This is a genomic window from Pseudomonas xanthosomatis, from assembly GCF_019139835.1.
GTDB lineage: Bacteria > Pseudomonadota > Gammaproteobacteria > Pseudomonadales > Pseudomonadaceae > Aquipseudomonas > Aquipseudomonas fakonensis.
The window spans coordinates 483,934-502,157 of record NZ_CP077075.1 but is presented as its reverse complement, the minus strand read 5'-3'; the positions used below and the strand labels follow the sequence as shown (position 1 = coordinate 502,157).

The following is an 18,224-nucleotide window of genomic DNA, read 5'->3' as shown; positions in this document are numbered from 1 at the left end:
AAGAGGTGTTCGCCAGTCTACATCGCTAGAGCGTGGGAGCGGGCTATGCGGTGGATGGCACCGGCTGCGCCGGTGTTCGCGGCTGAAGCCGCTCCTACAGGTACAGCGTTCGGTTCAGGCCAGCCAATCCAGGCTCAGCAGCAACCGCCGCTCACCCACAGGGGTCAACGGCGACCTGTGGATAAGCCCATACCCCTCGTTACCTTGCCACTTCTCACCCTTGAGCAACGCAACGTCACCGACTGCCAGGTGTTGAATTTTATCCACAGGCGGTTGATCGTGCTGCAAGCGCTGCCGGTCGATCACCCCCTCTTCCAGCCATTCACTGCCCACCCCGCCATAGGTACTCAACAGCCGCAGCGGTACATGGTCCACGTGAAACCGCGGGCACATGGCACCGTCCAGCACCCGCAGGCGCAAACCGATGCGCCGCGCCCCAAGCAGGCAGGTATAGGCGTCTACCAGCCATGCCACATCCGCCACGAAACCTTCGTAGCCGTGCAGGTCGGCCGCCTCGCGCAGAAGCTGTGGCAATTGCACCGGTTGCCCCTCGTCGACATCGACTACCCGCTCATCGGCAAACGTCTGGCCCAGGCTTAGCACCAGCGTGGCGAAGTCCTGCACCTGCGGCGGCAACTGCCGCTGCCACACCGCCAGGTTGACGCCGTCGCGCAGGATATCGGTCATCACCTGCGGCGACGGGCTATGCACCTGGCAGATATCCACAGCCTGGCGCGCCAGCATCATGCCGCCGCCTCCTCGACCCAAGGGCCGAACGGGTCGGGCAGGCGCAGCCAGGCCATTGGCTCCAGCTCCATTTCTTCATCGCTGAGCAGGCAGGCATCCAGCTCTGTGGATAACTGCGCAAAGTCGATGTTCTGCCCGATAAATACCAGCTCCTGCCGGCAATCACCGGTTTCCACCGACCATTGCTTGAGAATCGCTGCAGTGTTTTCTTCATCCTGGGGCCACTGCTCACGGGGCACGAAGCGCCACCAGCGCCCGGCCAGGCCATGGCGCATCATGCCGCCGGCCTGGGACCAGCTGCCGGCCTCCTGGTATTTGCTGGCCAGCCAGAAGAAACCCTTGGAGCGCAGCAGGCGGCCATTGCTCCATGGCCTGTTGATAAAGTCGAAGAAGCGCTGCGGGTGGAACGGTCGGCGCGCCTGCCAGGTGGTGGCGGCAATGCCGTATTCCTCGGTTTCCGGCACGTGCTCGCCACGCAGCTCCTGCAGCCAACCCGGTGCCTGGGCCGCCTGGTCGAAGTCGAACAGCCCGGTGTCGAGGATGCGCGACAGCGCCACCTCGCCCATCACCATCGGCACGATCTGCGCCCGGGCGTTGAGGCTACGCAGTATGGCGGTCAGCTCTTCGCGTTCGTGCTGGCTGATCAGGTCAATCTTGCTCAACAGCAGCACGTCGGCGAACTCCACCTGTTCGATCAACAGGTCGCTGATGGAGCGCTCGTCCTCCTCACCCAGGGTTTCGCCGCGGCTGGCCAGGCTGTCGGCGGCCTGGTAGTCGCGCAAGAAGTTCAGGCCATCGACCACCGTGACCATGGTGTCCAGGCGCGCCATGTCCGACAGGCTGCGGCCCTGCTCGTCGCGGAAGGTGAAAGTCTCGGCCACCGGCAGCGGTTCGGAAATGCCGGTGGACTCGATCAGCAGGTAGTCAAAGCGGCCCTCGTGGGCCAGCCGCGCCACTTCTTCGAGCAGGTCTTCGCGCAGGGTGCAGCAGATGCAACCGTTGCTCATCTCCACCAGTTTTTCTTCGGCGCGGTTCAGGCTGACGTTGCGCTGCACCTCACTGGCATCGATGTTGATTTCGCTCATGTCGTTGACGATCACCGCGACGCGCAAGTCGTCGCGGTTGCGCAGCACATGGTTGAGCAGCGTGCTCTTGCCGGCGCCGAGAAAGCCGGACAGCACGGTGACAGGAAGACGGTTGGGCATGACGGACCTCATCGGGCGGGCGCATTCGAAGCGATGCATTGCACAATGTTATATTATAACACTACAATTTCGCCAAGCCGTCCTGACCGAACGGTCGCCCGGAGAGCGTCATTCATGAAATTGTTCTGCGCATTGGCGCTGCTGTCGATCACCTTGCCCCTGCCGGCGTTGGCAATGCCGCGCACCGACCTGGCGCTGTGCACCCGCAGCGCCACCCTGCTGGCCTGCCAAGACAGCAAGGGCAACTACTACAGCGTGCGCACCGAAGGCAGCACCTTTTACCTGCGCGGCTACGAAAGTGCCGGCAAGCGGCTTTGGGCGCAAACCAACAGCCGCTACGGCGCACTGACCTTCTTCACTGGTTTGGCCAGCGACGGCGAAGCCTGGGTCGGCTACAGCCGGCGCATTGGCTGGACCACCCTCAACCGCGTCTCCAGTTCCAGCGGCCAGCGCTTCGACCTGCACTGCAGCCTCGTCGGCGGTTGCCGCTAAGCCCTCCATTTCAGGACCCTTGCCATGACCAGCCTCACCCTCCCCGACATCGCCGCACAAAGCAGCGAGCAATCCCTGCCACTGGACTGGGTGGGCATGTGCGGTATCGCCCTGCCGCTGCTGCTGGATGGGCGCAGCCTGAGCGCCTGGGCCGATGCCGGCGTCAGCCTGGACGATGGCACCGCCCGCGGCATCCATATGTCGCGCCTGTACCTGGCGCTGGAAATGCTGGAACAACAGCCCCTGAGCACCGCGCTGATTCGCCAGGTGCTGGAGCGCTTTCTCGATAGCCACCAAGGCATGTCCCGCCGCGCCTACCTGCGCCTGGCGTTTGATCATTTGCTCAAACGCCCCGCCCTGGTCAGCCCGTTGGCCGGCTGGAAGCACTACCCGGTCAGCATCGATGCACACCTGGAAGAAGAAATGTTCCACGTGGAACTATCGGTGGATATTCCCTACTCCTCCACCTGCCCGTGCTCGGCAGCACTGGCGCGACAACTGATTCAGGAGCAGTTCGACCGGGACTTTGCCGGCCCATCGCTGAGCCGCGACAGCGTGCGCCAATGGCTGGGCAGCAGCAAAGGCATCGTCGCCACGCCCCACAGCCAGCGCAGCAATGCCAGGCTGCAGGTACGCCTGGCACACGGCGAACTGCACCTGACCGAGCTGATCGACCGCGCCGAAGGCGCCCTGGGCACTGCGGTACAGACCGCTGTGAAGCGCGCCGACGAGCAGGCCTTCGCCCTGGCCAACGGCCAGAACCTGATGTTCTGCGAGGATGCTGCCCGCCGCCTGCACCAGGCCTTGCGCCAAGCGCAGGGGGTGACGGGCTTCAAGTTGCGCGTGGAACATGCAGAAAGCCTGCATGCCCACGACGCGGTAGCCGCCAGCCGCTGGCAGTGGTAGTCAGCTGCGCGGCTTCACCGTGCCACAGTCACTGCCCAGCCACACCGCACGGGTGTCCATGCTGCCTTGTTGCTGAACGCCCGAGGCGTTGAAGGTGCCGTTGACCTTGGTGAGGAACTCGCGGTCGCTGAGGAAGGTGGCCTGACCCTGGCCTTGGGCTTTCGGGCAACTGAACTGGAACTTCCACACATTGCCGTTGCGCTCGGTGATCTTCTGGGTGCAGCCGGACTGCGGGTCCTGCAGCGGGATGTCATCGGTCTTGACCTGCTCCGGGGTCAGGCACGAGCGCACGCCCTTGCCGCCGACGGTGATGCCTTGCTTGGCCAGCGCGGCCTCCATCATCGCCCGTTGCTCGGGCGCGAGGTTCTTAAGCTGACCAAGCATGAACTCCATGTCCGGCAGCGGCTTGCCATCGACCTGCATGTTGCTGGTGGTCAGCTCCCACAAGCCGGGTTGCAGCATCTGCGCATGGACCAGCGGGCTGCCCAAGGCCAAGGTCAGGGCAAGCAGTGGCAGACGATTCTTCATGGATCAACGCTCCTGGAAATACCGGCTCAAGCCGGACTGTGCCGTTAGACGTCATTTTAGCCGCCGGGTTGCAGAGCCCCCCACGAACATGCTCTGTTAGGCGCCAGTGCTCTCGGCAAGCAGGATGCATATGGATTTCCACAGCCCCTACTTTTTCGGTTACGTGCTCGGCCTGATTCACCTGCTCGGCATCATCGCCGCGCTGCATGCGGTGTTCACCGTGCGTACCGCCCAGGGCGCCATCGCCTGGGCCATGCCGCTGTTCTTCATCCCTTACCTGGCGCTGATCCCCTACCTGGTGTTCGGCGCCCGCTCGTTCTATGCCTACATCCAGGCCCGGCGCCAGGCCAACCAGGAAATGCACGTGGCCATGGCCAACCTGAACTGGCGGCCCTGGGTGGAGGAGGCGCTGACCGCCCGCGAGTCGGACAGCTACGCCGCCCTGCGCGCCATGCCCAAGCTCGGGCGCATGCCGTGCCTGGCCAACAACGAGGTGAAGTTGCTGATCAACGGCCAGGCCACCTTCGAGGCGATCTTCGCCGCCATCGAGCAGGCCCGCGACACGGTGCTGGTGCAGTTCTTCATCATCCACGACGACGCCCTGGGCCGGCAGTTGCAGCAACTGCTGCTGCGCAAGGCCGCCGAGGGGGTGCGGGTGTTCGTGCTGTACGACCGGGTCGGCAGCCACGCCCTGCCGGCCCGCTACAGCCAGGTGCTGCGCGACGGCGGTGTGCAGATTCAAGCCTTCGCCACCCGCCGCGGCCTGTTCAACCGCTTCCAGGTGAACTTCCGCAACCACCGCAAGATCGTGGTGGTCGATGGCCTGACGGGTTTCCTCGGCGGGCACAATGTAGGGGACGAGTATGTCGGCGGGCACCCGCAACTTTCGCCCTGGCGCGACACCCATGTGCAGGTCAGCGGCCCGGTGCTGGCCTGCCTGCAGGAGTCGTTCGCCGAGGACTGGTACTGGGCCACCCGCGAGCTGCCGCCGCTGATATTGCCCGACACCTACCCCGAGGACGGCGTGCTGTGCCAGGCCCTGGCCACCGGCCCCGCCGACCCGCAGGAAACCTGCTCGCTGTTCTTCGTCGAAGCCATCCACTCGGCCAGCCATCGGGTGTGGATCACCAGCCCGTATTTCATCCCGGACGAGGCGGTGTTAGCGGCCCTGCGCCTGGCGGTATTGAGGGGTGTGGACGTGCGCATTCTGATCCCGTCGCGCCCCGACCACCGCATCGTCTATGCCGCCTCCAGCCTGTTCGCTTTCGAGGCGGTACGCGCGGGGGTGCGCATGTTCAGGTATCAGCCGGGTTTTCTGCACCAGAAGGTGGTGCTGGTGGACGACGAAGTCAGCGCCATCGGCAGCGCCAACCTGGACAACCGCTCCTTCCGCCTGAACTTCGAGATCACCCTGCTGACCGTCGACCGCGCCTTCGCCGACCAGGTCGAGCAGATGCTGCTGCAGGACTTCGAGCAGGCCCGGGAGATCACCGCCGAAGACAGCCGCGACACCCACCGCCTGCAGCAACTGGGCATGCGTATCGCGCGGCTGATTTCACCGATCCTGTAGCCAACACGCCGGTGCGTCTACCTGGACACACCGGCGGGCAGGTTTCAGCGATACAGGTCCTCACGGGTCCATGGCAACTCGTGACGGCCATCGGCGTAAGGTTTGACGGCGAGGATCTGGTGCAGGTTGATCCAGCCCTTGGTGAAGGCATAGGCGCAGCCGGCCAGATACAGCCGCCAGATACGCAGGGTCTTCTCCGGCACCAGCGCGGCGGCGCGGTGCAGCTGGTTTTCCAGGTTCTCGCTCCAGTGGTTGAGGGTCTTGGCGTAATGCAGGCGCAGGCTTTCCACGTCCACCACCTCCAACCCGGTTTCACAGATGCTCGCAGTGATCATCGACAGGTGCGGCAGCTCGCCATGGGGGAACACGTAGCGGTCGATGAACTCGCCCGCACCGCGGCCCACGGGGCGGCCATCGACATGCTTGGCGGTGATGCCGTGGTTCATCACCAAGCCACCCTCCCGTACCGCACCGAACAGGTGCTGGCAGTACAGCGCCAGGTTGGCGTGGCCGACGTGCTCGAACATGCCGACGCTGACCACCTTGTCGAAGCGGCCATCCTGGGGCAGGTCGCGGTAGTCGAGGATCTGCAGGTCGACCTTGTCGGCCAGGCCCTCCTCCTTCACCCGCTTACGGCCGAGCTTCAACTGCTCCTTGCTCAGGGTGATGCCGAATACCTTGGCGCCATACTCGCGGGCAGCAAAGCGGGACAGCCCGCCCCAGCCACAGCCCACATCCAGCAGGTAGTCACCGGCCTGCAGACGCAGCTTGCGGCACAGGTGATCGAACTTGTCCTGCTGGGCCTGGGCCAGCGTGTTGTCCGGCTCCTTGAAGTAGGCGCAGGAATAGGCCATGTCCGGGTCCAGCCACAGCTGGTAAAAATCGTTGGACAGGTCGTAGTGGTAGGAAATCGCCTCGGCGTCGGTGCGCTTGTCATGGGCCATGCGGGCCGGCAGCACCTCGTCTTCATCCTTGAGCAACGCCTCGCTCAGCTCGTCGCAGACGCGAATGACCTCGCCGATATCGCCCTCCAGCTCCAGCTTGCCTTCGACGAAGGCCGAGCCGAGTTCATCCAGGTTAGGGTGGGTGAGCTGGGTGATCAGCTGGGGCTCCTTGACCAGAATCGTCACCTGCGGGCTGGGCCCGAGGTCGAACTGGTTGCCGTCCCACAGCTTGACGCGCAAAGGCAAGTGCAAGCTCTGCAACGCGGGTGGAAGTTGCGCAAGCATTCATGACCCTCCCATTCAATCAGACGGGGCGTCTGGCCTTACATGTGCGACGCCACCGGATGAGGGTAGTTCATTCGTACGAAGTTTCCGGTAATCACGACCTTGGTCTAGGGGTGTTGCCACCGACAGCGCAGCAGATTGTATACAATTTGCTGCGCCGGGATTAACCTTATGCCCTCCTCGCTTTCTCACATCCCTGGAGTGACAACCCCCATGAAATCCTATGACGTGGTGATCATCGGCGCCGGCCCTGGCGGTTACAACGCCGCGATCCGCGCCGGCCAGCTGGGCCTGAGCGTGGCCTGTGTCGAAGGCCGCTCGACCCTCGGCGGCACCTGCCTGAACGTCGGTTGCATGCCCTCCAAGGCGCTGCTGCACGCCTCCGAGCTGTATGAGGCCGCCAGCGGTGAGGAATTTGCGCACCTGGGCATCGAGGTCAAGCCGACCCTGAACCTTGCGCAGATGATGAAGCAGAAAGACCAAAGCGTGACCGGCCTGACCAAGGGCATCGAGTACCTGTTCAAGAAGAACAAGGTCGACTGGGTCAAGGGCTGGGGCCGCCTGGACGGTGTCGGCAAGGTGATCGTCAAGGCCGAGGACGGCAGCGAGACCACCCTGCAGGCCAAGGACATCGTCATCGCCACCGGCTCCGAACCCACACCGCTGCCGGGCGTGACCATCGACAACCAGCGCATCATCGACTCCACCGGCGCCCTGGCGTTGCCCCAGGTGCCCAAGCACCTGATTGTCATCGGCGCCGGGGTGATCGGCCTGGAGTTGGGCTCGGTATGGCGCCGCCTGGGTGCTCAGGTGACGGTCATCGAGTACCTCGACCGCATCTGCCCGGGTACCGATGACGAAACCGCCAAGACCCTGCAAAAGGCCCTGGCCAAGCAAGGCATGGCGTTCAAGCTGGGTAGCAAGGTGACCCAGGCTACAGCTTCGGCCGACAGCGTCAGCCTGACCGTCGAGCCGGCCGCCGGCGGCGCCGCCGAAACCCTGCAGGCCGACTATGTGCTGGTAGCCATCGGCCGCCGCCCGTACACCAAGGGCTTGAACCTGGAGAGCGTGGGCCTTGAAACCGACAAGCGCGGCATGCTGGTCAACGACCATCACCGCAGCCAGGTGCCGGGCATCTGGGTGATCGGCGACGTCACCAGTGGCCCGATGCTGGCGCACAAGGCCGAGGACGAAGCGGTAGCCTGCATCGAGCGCATCCACGGCAAGCCCCATGAGGTGAACTACAACCTGATCCCGGGCGTCATCTACACCCGCCCGGAACTGGCCAGCGTGGGCAAGACCGAAGAGCAGCTCAAGGCCGAGGGCCGCGCCTACAAAGTCGGCAAGTTCCCCTTCACCGCCAACAGCCGCGCCAAGATCAACCACGAGACCGAAGGCTTCGCCAAGGTGCTCGCCGACGCCAAAACCGACGAGGTGCTGGGCGTGCACCTGGTGGGCCCGAGCGTCAGCGAGATGATCGGCGAGTTCTGCGTGGCCATGGAGTTCTCGGCCTCGGCCGAAGATATCGCCCTCACCTGCCACCCGCACCCGACCCGCTCCGAAGCCCTGCGCCAGGCGGCGATGAATGTGGACGGGATGGCGATGCAGATCTGACGTTCTGCTGTACACATTAAACCGTGGGAGCGGGCTTGCCCTCGATAGCGTCAGTTCAGACAACACCGTTGAATCTGCTGACGTAATCGCGGGGCAAGCCCGCTCCCACGGGTGCTACAAGCCGCTCGCCAGCTTTTTATCCACAGCCGCGAAGCGCGACGCCAGGAACGGCGTGATATCCAGCGGCAACGCCTCGCTGTGGACAACTTTATCCAGCAATACTCCGGTAATCGCCGAGGTGAGAATGCCGGTGCGGAAATGCCCGCAGGCATTGAAGTACCCTTCGACGTTATCCACAGGCCCGAGAATCGGCAGCTCGTCCGGCGACCCCGGGCGCAGCCCGGCCCAGGTGCGCTTGAGGTTCACCTGCGCCAGCTGCGGCACGCAGCGGATCGCCCCCTGCACCAATCCGCTGATCTCCGGGAAGGTATTGCTTACATCAAAACCCTTCTCCTCGGTGGTGCTGCCGATCAGGATCTCGCCGTTGTCCTTTTGCGCCATGTAGCAGTCACTGGTGGTGATGCAGCCATCCAGCAGCTTGGGCAGGCGCTCGGTCAGCACGATCTGGCCCTTCACCGGCTTGACCGGGATGCTCTGCCCGGTGGCCCACTCGCTCAACTCGGCAGCCCAGGCGCCCGCGGCATTGATCAGCGTGGCGCAATGGAACTCGCCGGCCTGCGCGGTGCGCACGCCCTTGATCCGCGAGCCCTGGTGCAACACACCGGTGACATCGACGTTGGGGTACAGGTGTACGCCGTTCTGCCGCGCCGCCTCCATGAACGCATCGCCCAGGCGGAACGGGCTGACCTGGTGATCGCAGAGAAATTCCAGCGCGCCGGTGGCCTGCGGCGTCACCGCCGGCTCCGCAGCACGCAGCGCGGCGCGGTCGAGCCAGCGCACCTGGTCGGCCAGGTGCGGGATGTGCCGCACGATATGCTCGGCGTACAACTGGTCCTCTTCGTCCTGAATGACGTACTTGAGCCCGGTGCGCTCGAACTTGAAGTCCATGCCATGGCGCTCGATCAGCTCCTGGTGCAGCTGTGGATAAAGTGCGTTGGACTGCAACGCGAAGTCGAAGAAACACTGCGGCAGGATGTGCGGTGTGCTGGAGTCCACCACCACCGCCGCGCCGTTGGCCTCGCGCTTGCTGCGTGAGGACATCATGCGAAAGAAGATCACCCCGCAGCCCAGCCCCACCGACTCGCCGATGGCCCACAGGCCGCCGGCCGAGGCGCGGGTGGCGTTGCCCGGGCGCTTGTTGTCGATCAGCGCGATGCGCAGGTTCTTGCGCTTGGACAGCTGGTAGGCGCAAGAGGCGCCGATCACACCGCCACCGGCGATGACGATGTCGTAGTGCTTGGTCATGTTCAGGCCTCCGTGGCCAGCTGGGTAAATGCAGAGAACGGGATCGGGTCGACCGGGAAGCGCGGGCGCAGCCAGCCCACGTCCTGGCGCCCGGTGGCGCTGCGCAGGCGGTCGCTGCAATAGCCGACGCACATGCGCCCCTGGCAGTCGCCCATGCTCACCCGGGTGCGCATCTTCAGGCTGGCCATGTCTTGCACGCCCTGCTCCAGGGCCAGGTCGATCTGCTCGCGGGTCACGTGCTCGCAGCGGCAGATCACCGTGTCGGCCTGGGGCAGGCCTATCTGCGCGGCGCCACGGGCGGTGTAGCGCTCCACCCCGGAGCGGAAGCGCTTGATCGCGGCAAGCTTGCCCAGGTAGCGCTCGCGGTGCTCGATGGCCTGTTCGGCATCCAGCTTGCCCATCTGCAGCAGTATCGACACCGCCGCGATGCGCCCGGTCAGCATGGCCGCCTCGCCACCGCGAATGCCAGCCATGTCGCCAGCCAGATGCACGTTGGGCCGGCTGCTTTGCTGCCATACGTTGCATTCGGCGCGCAGATAGCCGTCCTCGCTGAAGCCGTGGGCCAGGCCCAGTTGCTGGCTAAGCTGGGTGCGCGGGATAAAGCCATAGCCCACCGCCAGGGTTTGCACGGTTTCGCGCTGCACCCGGGTCATGTCCGGCTGCCAGTCCTTGGTGTAGGGAGCCACGCTGACTTCGCGCAGTTCAGCGTCGCCGCTGGCGCCGACCACGCCCCAGCCGTAATGCATGGGGATGCCGTTGAGCTTCATGTAGGCCAGCATGCTCAAGCCGTCGAGGAACAGCTGCGGCTTGTTCATCAGCGCCAGGCTCTCCCGGGCAATGCGGTTGAACGCGCAGGCCTCGAACACGCCGGCCACCTTGGCGCCAGCGGCATGCAGCTGGCAGGCCACCAGCGGTAGCAGCGGGCCGGTGCCGGCGATCAGCGTGCTGCCCAGGGGTTTGACCACACCGCTCTTGATCTGCAGTTGCAGGCCGCCCAGCAGCATCACCCCCGGCAGGGTCCAGCCGGGGAATGGCACGTTGCGTTCATGGCAACCGGCAGCCAGCAGCAGGTGGCTGTAGTCGATTTCGTGCAGCTGTTCGTCGGCGTCGAGCACCATAAGGCGTTGCTCGTCGCCGCCCACCACGCGGTGGTTCAGGCGCAGGTCGATGTGCTCGGCGCTGGCGGCAAAATCCTCCTGCAGCGCGCTCAAGGCCTTGGCATAGCGCGGGCCCAGGTAGCCCAGGTCTACGCCTGCGCGCAGCGGGCCACGGTACACCACGCCACCCGGGCGCGAGGCTTCATCGAACAACAGGCTGTCGACGCCGTGCTCGGCCAGTTCGATGGCAGCGCCCATGCCGGCCGAGCCGCCACCGACGATCACAGGGCGCAGGCTCATGGGCGGCCCTCCCCGTGTACCGGGTTTACCTGGGTCACCACCTGCATGCCCGGCCGTACCACGGTCTGGCAGGCGCGGCGCTTGGCTCGGCCGTCGATCTGCACCAGGCAGCAGTGGCACACGCCCATGCCGCAGAAGGCGCCGCTGGCCTGGCCGTGGTCGTTGCGCGCCACCTGGCGCAGGCCCACCGCGTTGAGCACGCTGAGTACCGTTTCGCCTGCTGCGGCAACCACTGGTTGGCCGTTGAGCTGCAGGGTGACGTCGGGGTGTTCGAGGGGTTGGATGTCGCGGATACGTTTCATTGTCTTCATGACTTTCTCCTCCTTGGTGATACAGAGGCTTGGCAAAGTACGACAAATGCAGCGGCGGTCCATTGACCTGTGACGTGATGGCACGCGCGAAATTTTCACTGGCGCAGAAGCAGATCAAGCGTTGACAGCCCCATCAGCGCTTGATAATAATCCGCCACGTTGTACGACAACCGATAACAAAAATAACAACGAGTGACCCACCATGTCGACATCCGCCACGCGACACATCCGTCTCCTGCACCCGCTTCTGTCCCCGGCAAGCCCCTTCGGCTCGTTGCGCCCACTCCTGGGCAGCTGACGCCGGCACCCCACGCATTCATCGGCTGGCCCACCCCGGGCCGGACACCCACCGCCTCAACCTCCGGTGCCAACGCGCGCACGGGGGACGGGCTGCTACACCCTCAGGGAGCACAACAATAATGAAAATCGGCCAGACCCTTCCCTTCGCCCTGCTTGGCGTCAGCGTTCTAGGTGGCCTGCCAGCCACCAGCCAGGCAGAGGGCTTCGTCGAGGACGCCAAAGCCACGCTCGGGCTGCGCAACTTCTACATCAACCGCAACTTCACCAACCCCGCCAACCCGCAGAGCAAGGCCGAGGAGTGGACCCAGAGCTTCATCCTCGACGCCCGCTCCGGGTTCACCGAAGGGCCGGTCGGCTTTGGCGTGGACGTGCTCGGGCTGTGGTCGGTGAAGCTCGATGGCGGTGGCGGCACCTACGGCACGGCGCTGCTGCCGCGCCATGACGATGGCCGCCCGGCCGATGACTACGGTCGCCTGGCGGTGGCGGGCAAGGCGCGGATCTCCAAGACCGAGCTGAAGATCGGCGAATGGATGCCGGTGCTGCCGATATTGCGTTCGGACGATGGCCGTTCGCTGCCGCAGACCTTCCGCGGCGGGCAGATCACCTCAAGCGAGCTGGCCGGGCTGACCCTGTACGGCGGGCAGTTCCGCGGCAACAGCCCGCGCAACGACGCGAGCATGGAAGACATGAGCTACGGCGGCGGGGTGTCCGACCGCTTCAACTTCGTCGGTGGCGAATACACCTTCAACCAGAAGCGCACCATGCTCGGCCTGTGGAATGCCGAGCTTAAAGACGTCTACCAGCAGCAGTACGTGCAGTTAACCCACAGCCAGCCCCTGGGCGACTGGACCCTGGGCGCCAACCTGGGTTACTTCCACGGTGATGACGACGGCGCCGCGCGGGCCGGGCAACTGGACAACAAGACCTGGTCGGGGATGTTCTCGGCCAAGTACGCGGGGCATACGTTCTGGGTGGGCCTGCAGCGGGTCGACGGCGATACCTGGATGCGGGTCAACGGCACCAGCGGCGGCACCCTGGCCAACGACAGCTACAACTCAAGCTTCGACAACGCAGAAGAGCGCTCGTGGCAGGTGCGCCATGACTTCAACTTCGTCACCGTCGGGGTGCCGGGGCTGACCCTGATGAACCGCTACATCAGCGGCGACAACGTGCACACCGGCACGGTGACCGACGGCAAGGAATGGGTGCGCGAAACCGAGCTGGCCTACGTGATCCAGAGCGGGCCGTTCAAGGACTTGAGCGTGAAGTGGCGCAACTCGTCGATTCGCCGGGACTACAGCAACAACGAGTTCGACGAGAACCGGTTGATCTTCAACTACCCGTTGTCGTTGTTGTAAGGGCCACTCCCATAGGGTCGGCGCGACACGTGAAGCCTGCGCGGTACCTGTGGGAAGCGGCCCCGTGTCGCGATGGGCTGCGTAGCAGCCCCGGCGATTTTGCATGTGTTGGGATTTTGGGGGCCGCTACGCAGCCCATCGCGACACAAGGCCGCTTCCCACAAGATTGCGCGAGGCCAGAATCAAGCGCTGTACCGGTAGGAGCCAGCTTGCCGGCGATGAAGCCGGTTCAGGCAGCACAAGACAGTTGCTCCCACAGGTACCGCGCAGGCTTCGGGTTTTGCGCGATCCTGCAGCTGAGCGCATAACCACCAAGGCAGCATTGACAACAGCCAAAACCCCTGCCGATAATCTTCGCAGTCATACGACAACTTACAACAATTAACAACAAGAGCCGGCCATGACCACTACCCCCCTCAAGCGCCTGCTGCTCACCGGAGCCGCAGGCGGCCTGGGCAAGGTCCTTCGCGAACGCCTGCAAGGCTACGCCGAGGTCCTGCGCCTTTCCGACATCAGCCCCATGGAACCCAGCCGCGGCCCCCACGAAGAAGTGGTGACCTGCGATCTGGCCGACAAGGCAGCCGTGCACGCCCTGGTCGAAGGCGTGGACGCCATCATCCATTTCGGCGGCGTGTCCACCGAGCACTCCTTCGAAGCCATCCTCGGCCCCAACATCTGCGGCGTGTTCCACGTGTACGAGGCAGCGCGCAAGCACGGGGTCAAGCGCATCATCTTCGCCAGCTCCAACCACACCATCGGCTTCTACCGCCAGGACGAGCGCATCGACGCCCACTCCCCGCGCCGCCCCGACAGCTACTACGGGCTGTCCAAGTGTTACGGCGAGGACATGGCCAGCTTCTACTTCGACCGCTACGGCATCGAGACCGTGAGCATCCGCATCGGCTCGTCGTTCCCGCAGCCGCAGAACCCGCGCATGCTCTGCACCTGGCTCAGCTATGACGACCTGGTGCAACTGATCGAGCGCGGCCTGTTCACTCCGGACGTTGGCCACACCATCGTCTACGGCGCCTCGAACAACCGCACCGTGTGGTGGGACAACCGCTACGCCGAGCACCTGGGCTACGCGCCCAAGGACAGCTCCGAGCCGTTCCGCGCAGCGGTCGAGGCCCAGCCGGCACCCGCCGCCGATGACCCGAGCATGGTCTACCAGGGCGGCGCCTTCGCCGTGGCCGGCCCCTTCAACTGATCCTGCGTCAAAGGGCCTGCCCATGAGCTGCGAACTGATCATCGACGCCCGCAACGGCACCGGCGAGAGCCCGGTGTGGCACCCCGGCGAACAGGCCCTTTATTGGGTCGATATCCCCGCCCGCCAGTTGCACCGCTGGCGCCCGGCCGACGCCGCGCACCAGGTGTGGCAAGGCGACGAAATGCTCGCCTGCATCGCCCGCGCCCCGCAGGGTTGGGTGGCGGGGATGCAAAGCGGCATCTTCGAACTGCAACCCCAGGCCGACGGCAGCCTCGCCAGCCGCCTGCTGAGCGGCGTCGAGCACGCCCGGGGCGGCATGCGTTTCAACGATGGCCGCTGCGACCGCCAGGGCCGCTTCTGGGCCGGCACCATGCTGATGGACATGCAGCAAGGCGCAAGCGTCGGCGCGCTGTACCGCTTTGAGGGCGAAGGCCGCCTGCACCTGCAACAGGCCGGCATGATCGTGCCCAACGGCCTGGCCTTCAGCCCCGACGGCAGGCGCATGTACCTGTCCGACTCGCACCCCCAGGTGCAGAAGATCTGGGCCTTCGACTACGACATCGACAGCGCCACGCCGCACAACCAGCGGTTGTTCGTCGACATGCGCGAGCACCCCGGCCGCCCCGATGGCGCCGCCGTCGACCAGGACGGCTGCTACTGGATCTGCGGCAACGATGCAGGCCTCATCCACCGCTTCACCCCCGACGGGCGCCTCGACCGCTCCCTCGAAGTACCGGTGAAAAAGCCGGCGATGTGCGCCTTCGGCGGCGCCAGCCTGGACACCCTGTACGTCACCTCGATCCGCCCTGCCGACACCGACCTTGGCGACCAGCCGCTGGCCGGCGGGGTGTTTGCCCTCAACCCTGGCACCAAGGGCCTGGAGGAGCCTGCCTGGCACGGCTGAACCACCCCGGCACCCCAAACACTTGCACAAACGAAACCGGATAATAAAAAACACGGAGTTTCACCATGACCTTCAAACGCAAGCTGCTTCTTGCCGTACTCCCCCTCACCTTCAGCCTGGCCATGCCGGCCTCGGCGCTGGACATCAAGTTCGCCGAGATTCACCCGGCCGGCTACCCGACCGTGGTAGCCGAGCAGAACATGGGCAAGAAGCTCGAACAGGCCAGCAATGGCGATATCACCTTCAAGATGTTCGCCGGCGGCGTGCTGGGTTCGGAGAAGGAAGTGATCGAGCAGACCCAGATCGGCGCCGTGCAGATGACCCGCGTGAGCCTGGGCATCGTCGGCCCGGTGGTGCCGGATGTGAACGTGTTCAACATGCCGTTCGTGTTCCGCGACCACGCCCACATGCGCAAAGTCATTGACGGTGACATCGGCCAGGAGATCCTCGACAAGATCACCAATTCCGAATTCAACCTGGTGGCCCTGGCCTGGATGGATGGCGGCTCGCGCAGCCTCTACACGAAAAAGCCGGTGCGCAGCCTGGCAGACCTCAAGGGCATGAAGATCCGCGTGCAAGGCAACCCGCTGTTCATCGACATGATGAACGCCATGGGCGGCAACGGCATCGCCATGGACACCGGCGAAATCTTCAGCGCCCTGCAGACCGGGGTGATCGACGGCGCCGAGAACAACCCGCCAACCCTGCTCGAGCACAACCACTACCAGAGCGCCAAGTACTTCACCCTGACCAACCACCTGATCCTGCCGGAGCCGGTGGTGATGTCCAAGACCACCTGGAACAAGCTCACCCCCGACCAGCAGGCGCTGGTGAAGAAGGTCGCCCGCGAGGCGCAGATGGAAGAGCGTGCGCTGTGGGACGCCAAGTCTGCCGCCAGCGAAGAGAAGCTCAAGGCCGCCGGCGTCGAGTTCATCACAGTCGATACCAAGCCGTTCTACGACGCCACCGCCCCGGTACGCGAGAAGTACGGCGCGCAGTACGCCGACCTGATGAAGCGTATCGACGCGGTCCAGTAACCCCGGCCCCTTCCCAGACGACCCCGGCAGTGCAGCGCCCGCCGCCCTGCCGCTTTGGTGACGCCTATGAAATCGCTTTTTCTCAGCGTGAACGACACGCTGTACCGCAGCTGCATCTGGATCGCCGGCCTGTCGATCCTGACCATGTCGCTGATCATCCCCTGGGGCATCTTCGCCCGCTACGTGCTGGGCACCGGCTCCAGCTGGCCGGAGCCGGTGGCCATCCTGTTGATGGTGGTGTTCACCTTCGTCGGCGCCGCCGCCAGCTACCGCGCCGGCGCGCACATGGCGGTGGCGATGATCACCGACCGCCTGCCACCGCTGCAGCGCAGGCTGGTGTCGGTGCTGGTGCAACTGCTGATGGTGCTGGTATGCGTGTTCATGGCCTGGTACGGCGCCAAGTTGTGCATCACCACCTGGAACCAGTCGCTGGCCTCGCTGCCAGGGGTGCGGGTGGGCATGACCTACGCGCCGATCCCCATCGGCGGCGTGCTGACGCTGATTTTTGTGCTGGAAAAACTCCTGCTGGGCGACCAGAGCCACCGCAAGGTGGTGCGCTTCGACCAGCTCGAAGAAAACGAAGGAGCCGCATAAATGGATGCACTCATTCTGTTGGGCAGCTTCATCGTGCTGATTCTGCTGGGCATGCCGGTGGCCTATGCCCTGGGCCTGTCGGCGCTGATCGGCGCCTGGTACATCGACATCCCGCTGCAGGCGATGATGATTCAGGTGGCCGGCGGGGTTAACAAGTTCTCGCTGCTGGCCATTCCGTTCTTCGTGCTGGCCGGCGCGATCATGGCCGAAGGCGGCATGTCACGCCGGCTGGTGGCCTTCGCCGGCGTGCTGGTGGGCTTCGTGCGCGGCGGGCTGTCGCTGGTCAACATCATGGCCTCGACTTTCTTTGGGGCCATCTCCGGCTCGTCGGTGGCCGACACCGCCTCGGTAGGCTCGGTGCTGATCCCGGAAATGGAGCGCAAGGGCTACCCGCGCGAGTTCTCCACCGCAGTGACGGTCAGCGGCTCGGTGCAGGCGCTGCTGACCCCGCCCAGCCACAACTCGGTGCTGTACTCGCTGGCCGCCGGCGGCACGGTGTCGATCGCCTCGCTGTTCATGGCCGGGGTGATGCCCGGGCTGCTACTGAGCGCGGTGATGATGGGCCTGTGCCTGGTGTTCGCGAAGAAGCGCAACTACCCCAAGGGCGAGGTGATCCCGCTGCGCCAGGCGCTGAAGATCGCCGGCGAAGCGCTGTGGGGCCTGATGGCCATGGTGATCATCCTCGGCGGCATTCTGTCGGGGGTGTTCACCGCCACCGAGTCGGCGGCCGTGGCGGTGGTGTGGTCGTTCTTCGTGACCATGTTCATCTACCGCGACTACAAGTGGCGCGACCTGCCCAAGCTGATGCACCGCACGGTACGTACCATCAGCATCGTGATGATCCTGATCGGCTTTGCCGCAAGCTTTGGCTACGTGATGACGCTGATGCAGATCCCGTCGAAGATCACCACGGCGTTCCTGACCCTGTCGGACAACCGCTACGTGATCCTGATGTGCATCAACTTCATGTTGCTGCTGCTGGGCACGGTCATGGACATGGCGCCGCTGATTCTGATCCTCACGCCGATTCTGTTGCCGGTGATCACCGGCATCGGGGTAGACCCGGTGCATTTCGGCATGATCATGCTGGTGAACCTGGGGATCGGGCTGATCACCCCGCCGGTGGGCGCGGTGTTGTTCGTGGGTTCCGCCATCGGCAAGGTGAGTATCGAGTCGACGGTGAAGGCGCTGCTGCCATTCTACCTGGCGCTGTTCCTGGTGCTGATGGCGGTGACCTACATTCCGGCCATCTCGCTGTGGTTGCCTAGCGTGGTGCTGTAACACGCCGACTGGGGACCGCGCCGCGGTCCATCGCGGGCAAGCCCGCTCCCACAGGTACAGCGCAGGTTCTGAATTCAGCGCGGTCCTGTGGGAGCGGGCTTGCCCGCGAAGGGCTGCAAAGCAGCCCCAACGCTCAAAAGAACGGCACTGCCTGCAACAGCGAGCCTCTTTCTGCAAAT

At 64.7% G+C, this 18,224-nt stretch carries 17 protein-coding genes; 10 read left to right on the top strand and 7 right to left on the bottom strand.

Going from position 1 to position 18,224, the window contains the following annotated elements:
* Positions 1 to 114: 114 nt before the first annotated feature.
* Together KSS93_RS02175 and zigA are read right to left on the bottom strand one after the other, a co-directional pair.
* Entirely contained in the window at positions 115 to 747 is a 633-nt protein-coding gene (locus tag KSS93_RS02175) for a DUF1826 domain-containing protein (protein ID WP_217886969.1), read from the bottom strand.
* Positions 744 to 1,952, bottom strand: a complete 1,209-nt coding sequence (gene zigA / locus KSS93_RS02170) for a zinc metallochaperone GTPase ZigA (RefSeq protein ID WP_217886968.1) — start codon at positions 1,950 to 1,952, stop codon at positions 744 to 746. The genes KSS93_RS02175 and zigA overlap by 4 nt, the downstream gene beginning before the upstream one ends.
* Before the next feature lie 114 nt (positions 1,953 to 2,066).
* Here zigA and KSS93_RS02165 point away from each other — a divergent pair, with 114 nt between their 5' ends.
* Both KSS93_RS02165 and folE2 read left to right on the top strand, forming a co-directional pair.
* A complete protein-coding gene (locus KSS93_RS02165; RefSeq protein WP_217886967.1) occupies positions 2,067 to 2,444 on the top strand; it encodes a glutamine synthetase in 378 nt (125 codons plus the stop codon).
* 24 nt (positions 2,445 to 2,468) lie between these two features.
* Positions 2,469 to 3,350 (top strand): GTP cyclohydrolase FolE2, encoded by an 882-nt coding sequence (gene folE2, locus KSS93_RS02160; protein ID WP_217886966.1) that lies wholly within the window; start codon positions 2,469 to 2,471, stop codon positions 3,348 to 3,350.
* On the opposite strand, the gene KSS93_RS02155 is transcribed toward folE2, so the two are convergent.
* Entirely contained in the window at positions 3,351 to 3,878 is a 528-nt protein-coding gene (locus KSS93_RS02155; protein ID WP_217886965.1) for a DUF3617 domain-containing protein, read from the bottom strand.
* 130 nt (positions 3,879 to 4,008) lie between these two features.
* Here KSS93_RS02155 and cls point away from each other — a divergent pair, with 130 nt between their 5' ends.
* On the top strand, positions 4,009 to 5,448 hold the full coding sequence (gene cls / locus KSS93_RS02150; protein WP_217886964.1) for a cardiolipin synthase: 1,440 nt from the start codon (positions 4,009 to 4,011) through the stop codon (positions 5,446 to 5,448).
* Between the two features lie 44 nt (positions 5,449 to 5,492).
* On the opposite strand, the gene cfaB is transcribed toward cls, so the two are convergent.
* Entirely contained in the window at positions 5,493 to 6,677 is a 1,185-nt protein-coding gene (gene cfaB, locus KSS93_RS02145; protein ID WP_217886963.1) for a C17 cyclopropane fatty acid synthase CfaB, read from the bottom strand.
* A gap of 213 nt (positions 6,678 to 6,890) precedes the next feature.
* Here cfaB and lpdA point away from each other — a divergent pair, with 213 nt between their 5' ends.
* Positions 6,891 to 8,291 carry a dihydrolipoyl dehydrogenase gene (gene lpdA, locus KSS93_RS02140; protein WP_217886962.1) on the top strand — a complete coding sequence of 467 codons (1,401 nt, stop codon included), beginning with the start codon at positions 6,891 to 6,893 and terminating at the stop codon, positions 8,289 to 8,291.
* A 114-nt stretch (positions 8,292 to 8,405) separates the two neighbouring features.
* Here lpdA and hcnC read toward each other — a convergent pair whose 3' ends face one another.
* From hcnC to hcnA, 3 genes are read right to left on the bottom strand one after another with little or no spacing between them, the layout of a single operon-like run.
* Positions 8,406 to 9,656, bottom strand: a complete 1,251-nt coding sequence (hcnC, locus tag KSS93_RS02135) for a cyanide-forming glycine dehydrogenase subunit HcnC (protein ID WP_217886961.1) — start codon at positions 9,654 to 9,656, stop codon at positions 8,406 to 8,408.
* A 2-nt stretch (positions 9,657 to 9,658) separates the two neighbouring features.
* Positions 9,659 to 11,053 carry a cyanide-forming glycine dehydrogenase subunit HcnB gene (gene hcnB / locus KSS93_RS02130; RefSeq protein WP_217886960.1) on the bottom strand — a complete coding sequence of 465 codons (1,395 nt, stop codon included), beginning with the start codon at positions 11,051 to 11,053 and terminating at the stop codon, positions 9,659 to 9,661.
* Positions 11,050 to 11,364 carry a cyanide-forming glycine dehydrogenase subunit HcnA gene (hcnA, locus tag KSS93_RS02125; protein WP_217886959.1) on the bottom strand — a complete coding sequence of 105 codons (315 nt, stop codon included), beginning with the start codon at positions 11,362 to 11,364 and terminating at the stop codon, positions 11,050 to 11,052. The genes hcnB and hcnA overlap by 4 nt, the downstream gene beginning before the upstream one ends.
* Positions 11,365 to 11,783: 419 nt before the next feature.
* Here hcnA and KSS93_RS02120 point away from each other — a divergent pair, with 419 nt between their 5' ends.
* From KSS93_RS02120 to KSS93_RS02095, 6 genes are all read left to right on the top strand, one after another.
* A complete protein-coding gene (locus KSS93_RS02120) occupies positions 11,784 to 13,022 on the top strand; it encodes an OprD family porin (protein ID WP_217886958.1) in 1,239 nt (412 codons plus the stop codon).
* 400 nt (positions 13,023 to 13,422) lie between these two features.
* Positions 13,423 to 14,229: an NAD-dependent epimerase/dehydratase family protein gene (locus KSS93_RS02115; RefSeq protein ID WP_217886957.1), complete on the top strand. Its 807-nt coding sequence runs from the start codon at positions 13,423 to 13,425 to the stop codon at positions 14,227 to 14,229.
* 22 nt (positions 14,230 to 14,251) lie between these two features.
* Positions 14,252 to 15,133 carry a glucurono-1,5-lactonase gene (locus tag KSS93_RS02110; protein WP_217886956.1) on the top strand — a complete coding sequence of 294 codons (882 nt, stop codon included), beginning with the start codon at positions 14,252 to 14,254 and terminating at the stop codon, positions 15,131 to 15,133.
* A gap of 65 nt (positions 15,134 to 15,198) precedes the next feature.
* Positions 15,199 to 16,170 carry a TRAP transporter substrate-binding protein gene (locus KSS93_RS02105; protein ID WP_217841048.1) on the top strand — a complete coding sequence of 324 codons (972 nt, stop codon included), beginning with the start codon at positions 15,199 to 15,201 and terminating at the stop codon, positions 16,168 to 16,170.
* 66 nt (positions 16,171 to 16,236) lie between these two features.
* On the top strand, positions 16,237 to 16,764 hold the full coding sequence (locus tag KSS93_RS02100) for a TRAP transporter small permease (RefSeq protein ID WP_217886955.1): 528 nt from the start codon (positions 16,237 to 16,239) through the stop codon (positions 16,762 to 16,764).
* Positions 16,765 to 18,045 (top strand): TRAP transporter large permease, encoded by a 1,281-nt coding sequence (locus tag KSS93_RS02095; protein WP_217841050.1) that lies wholly within the window; start codon positions 16,765 to 16,767, stop codon positions 18,043 to 18,045.
* Positions 18,046 to 18,224 lie beyond the last annotated feature (179 nt).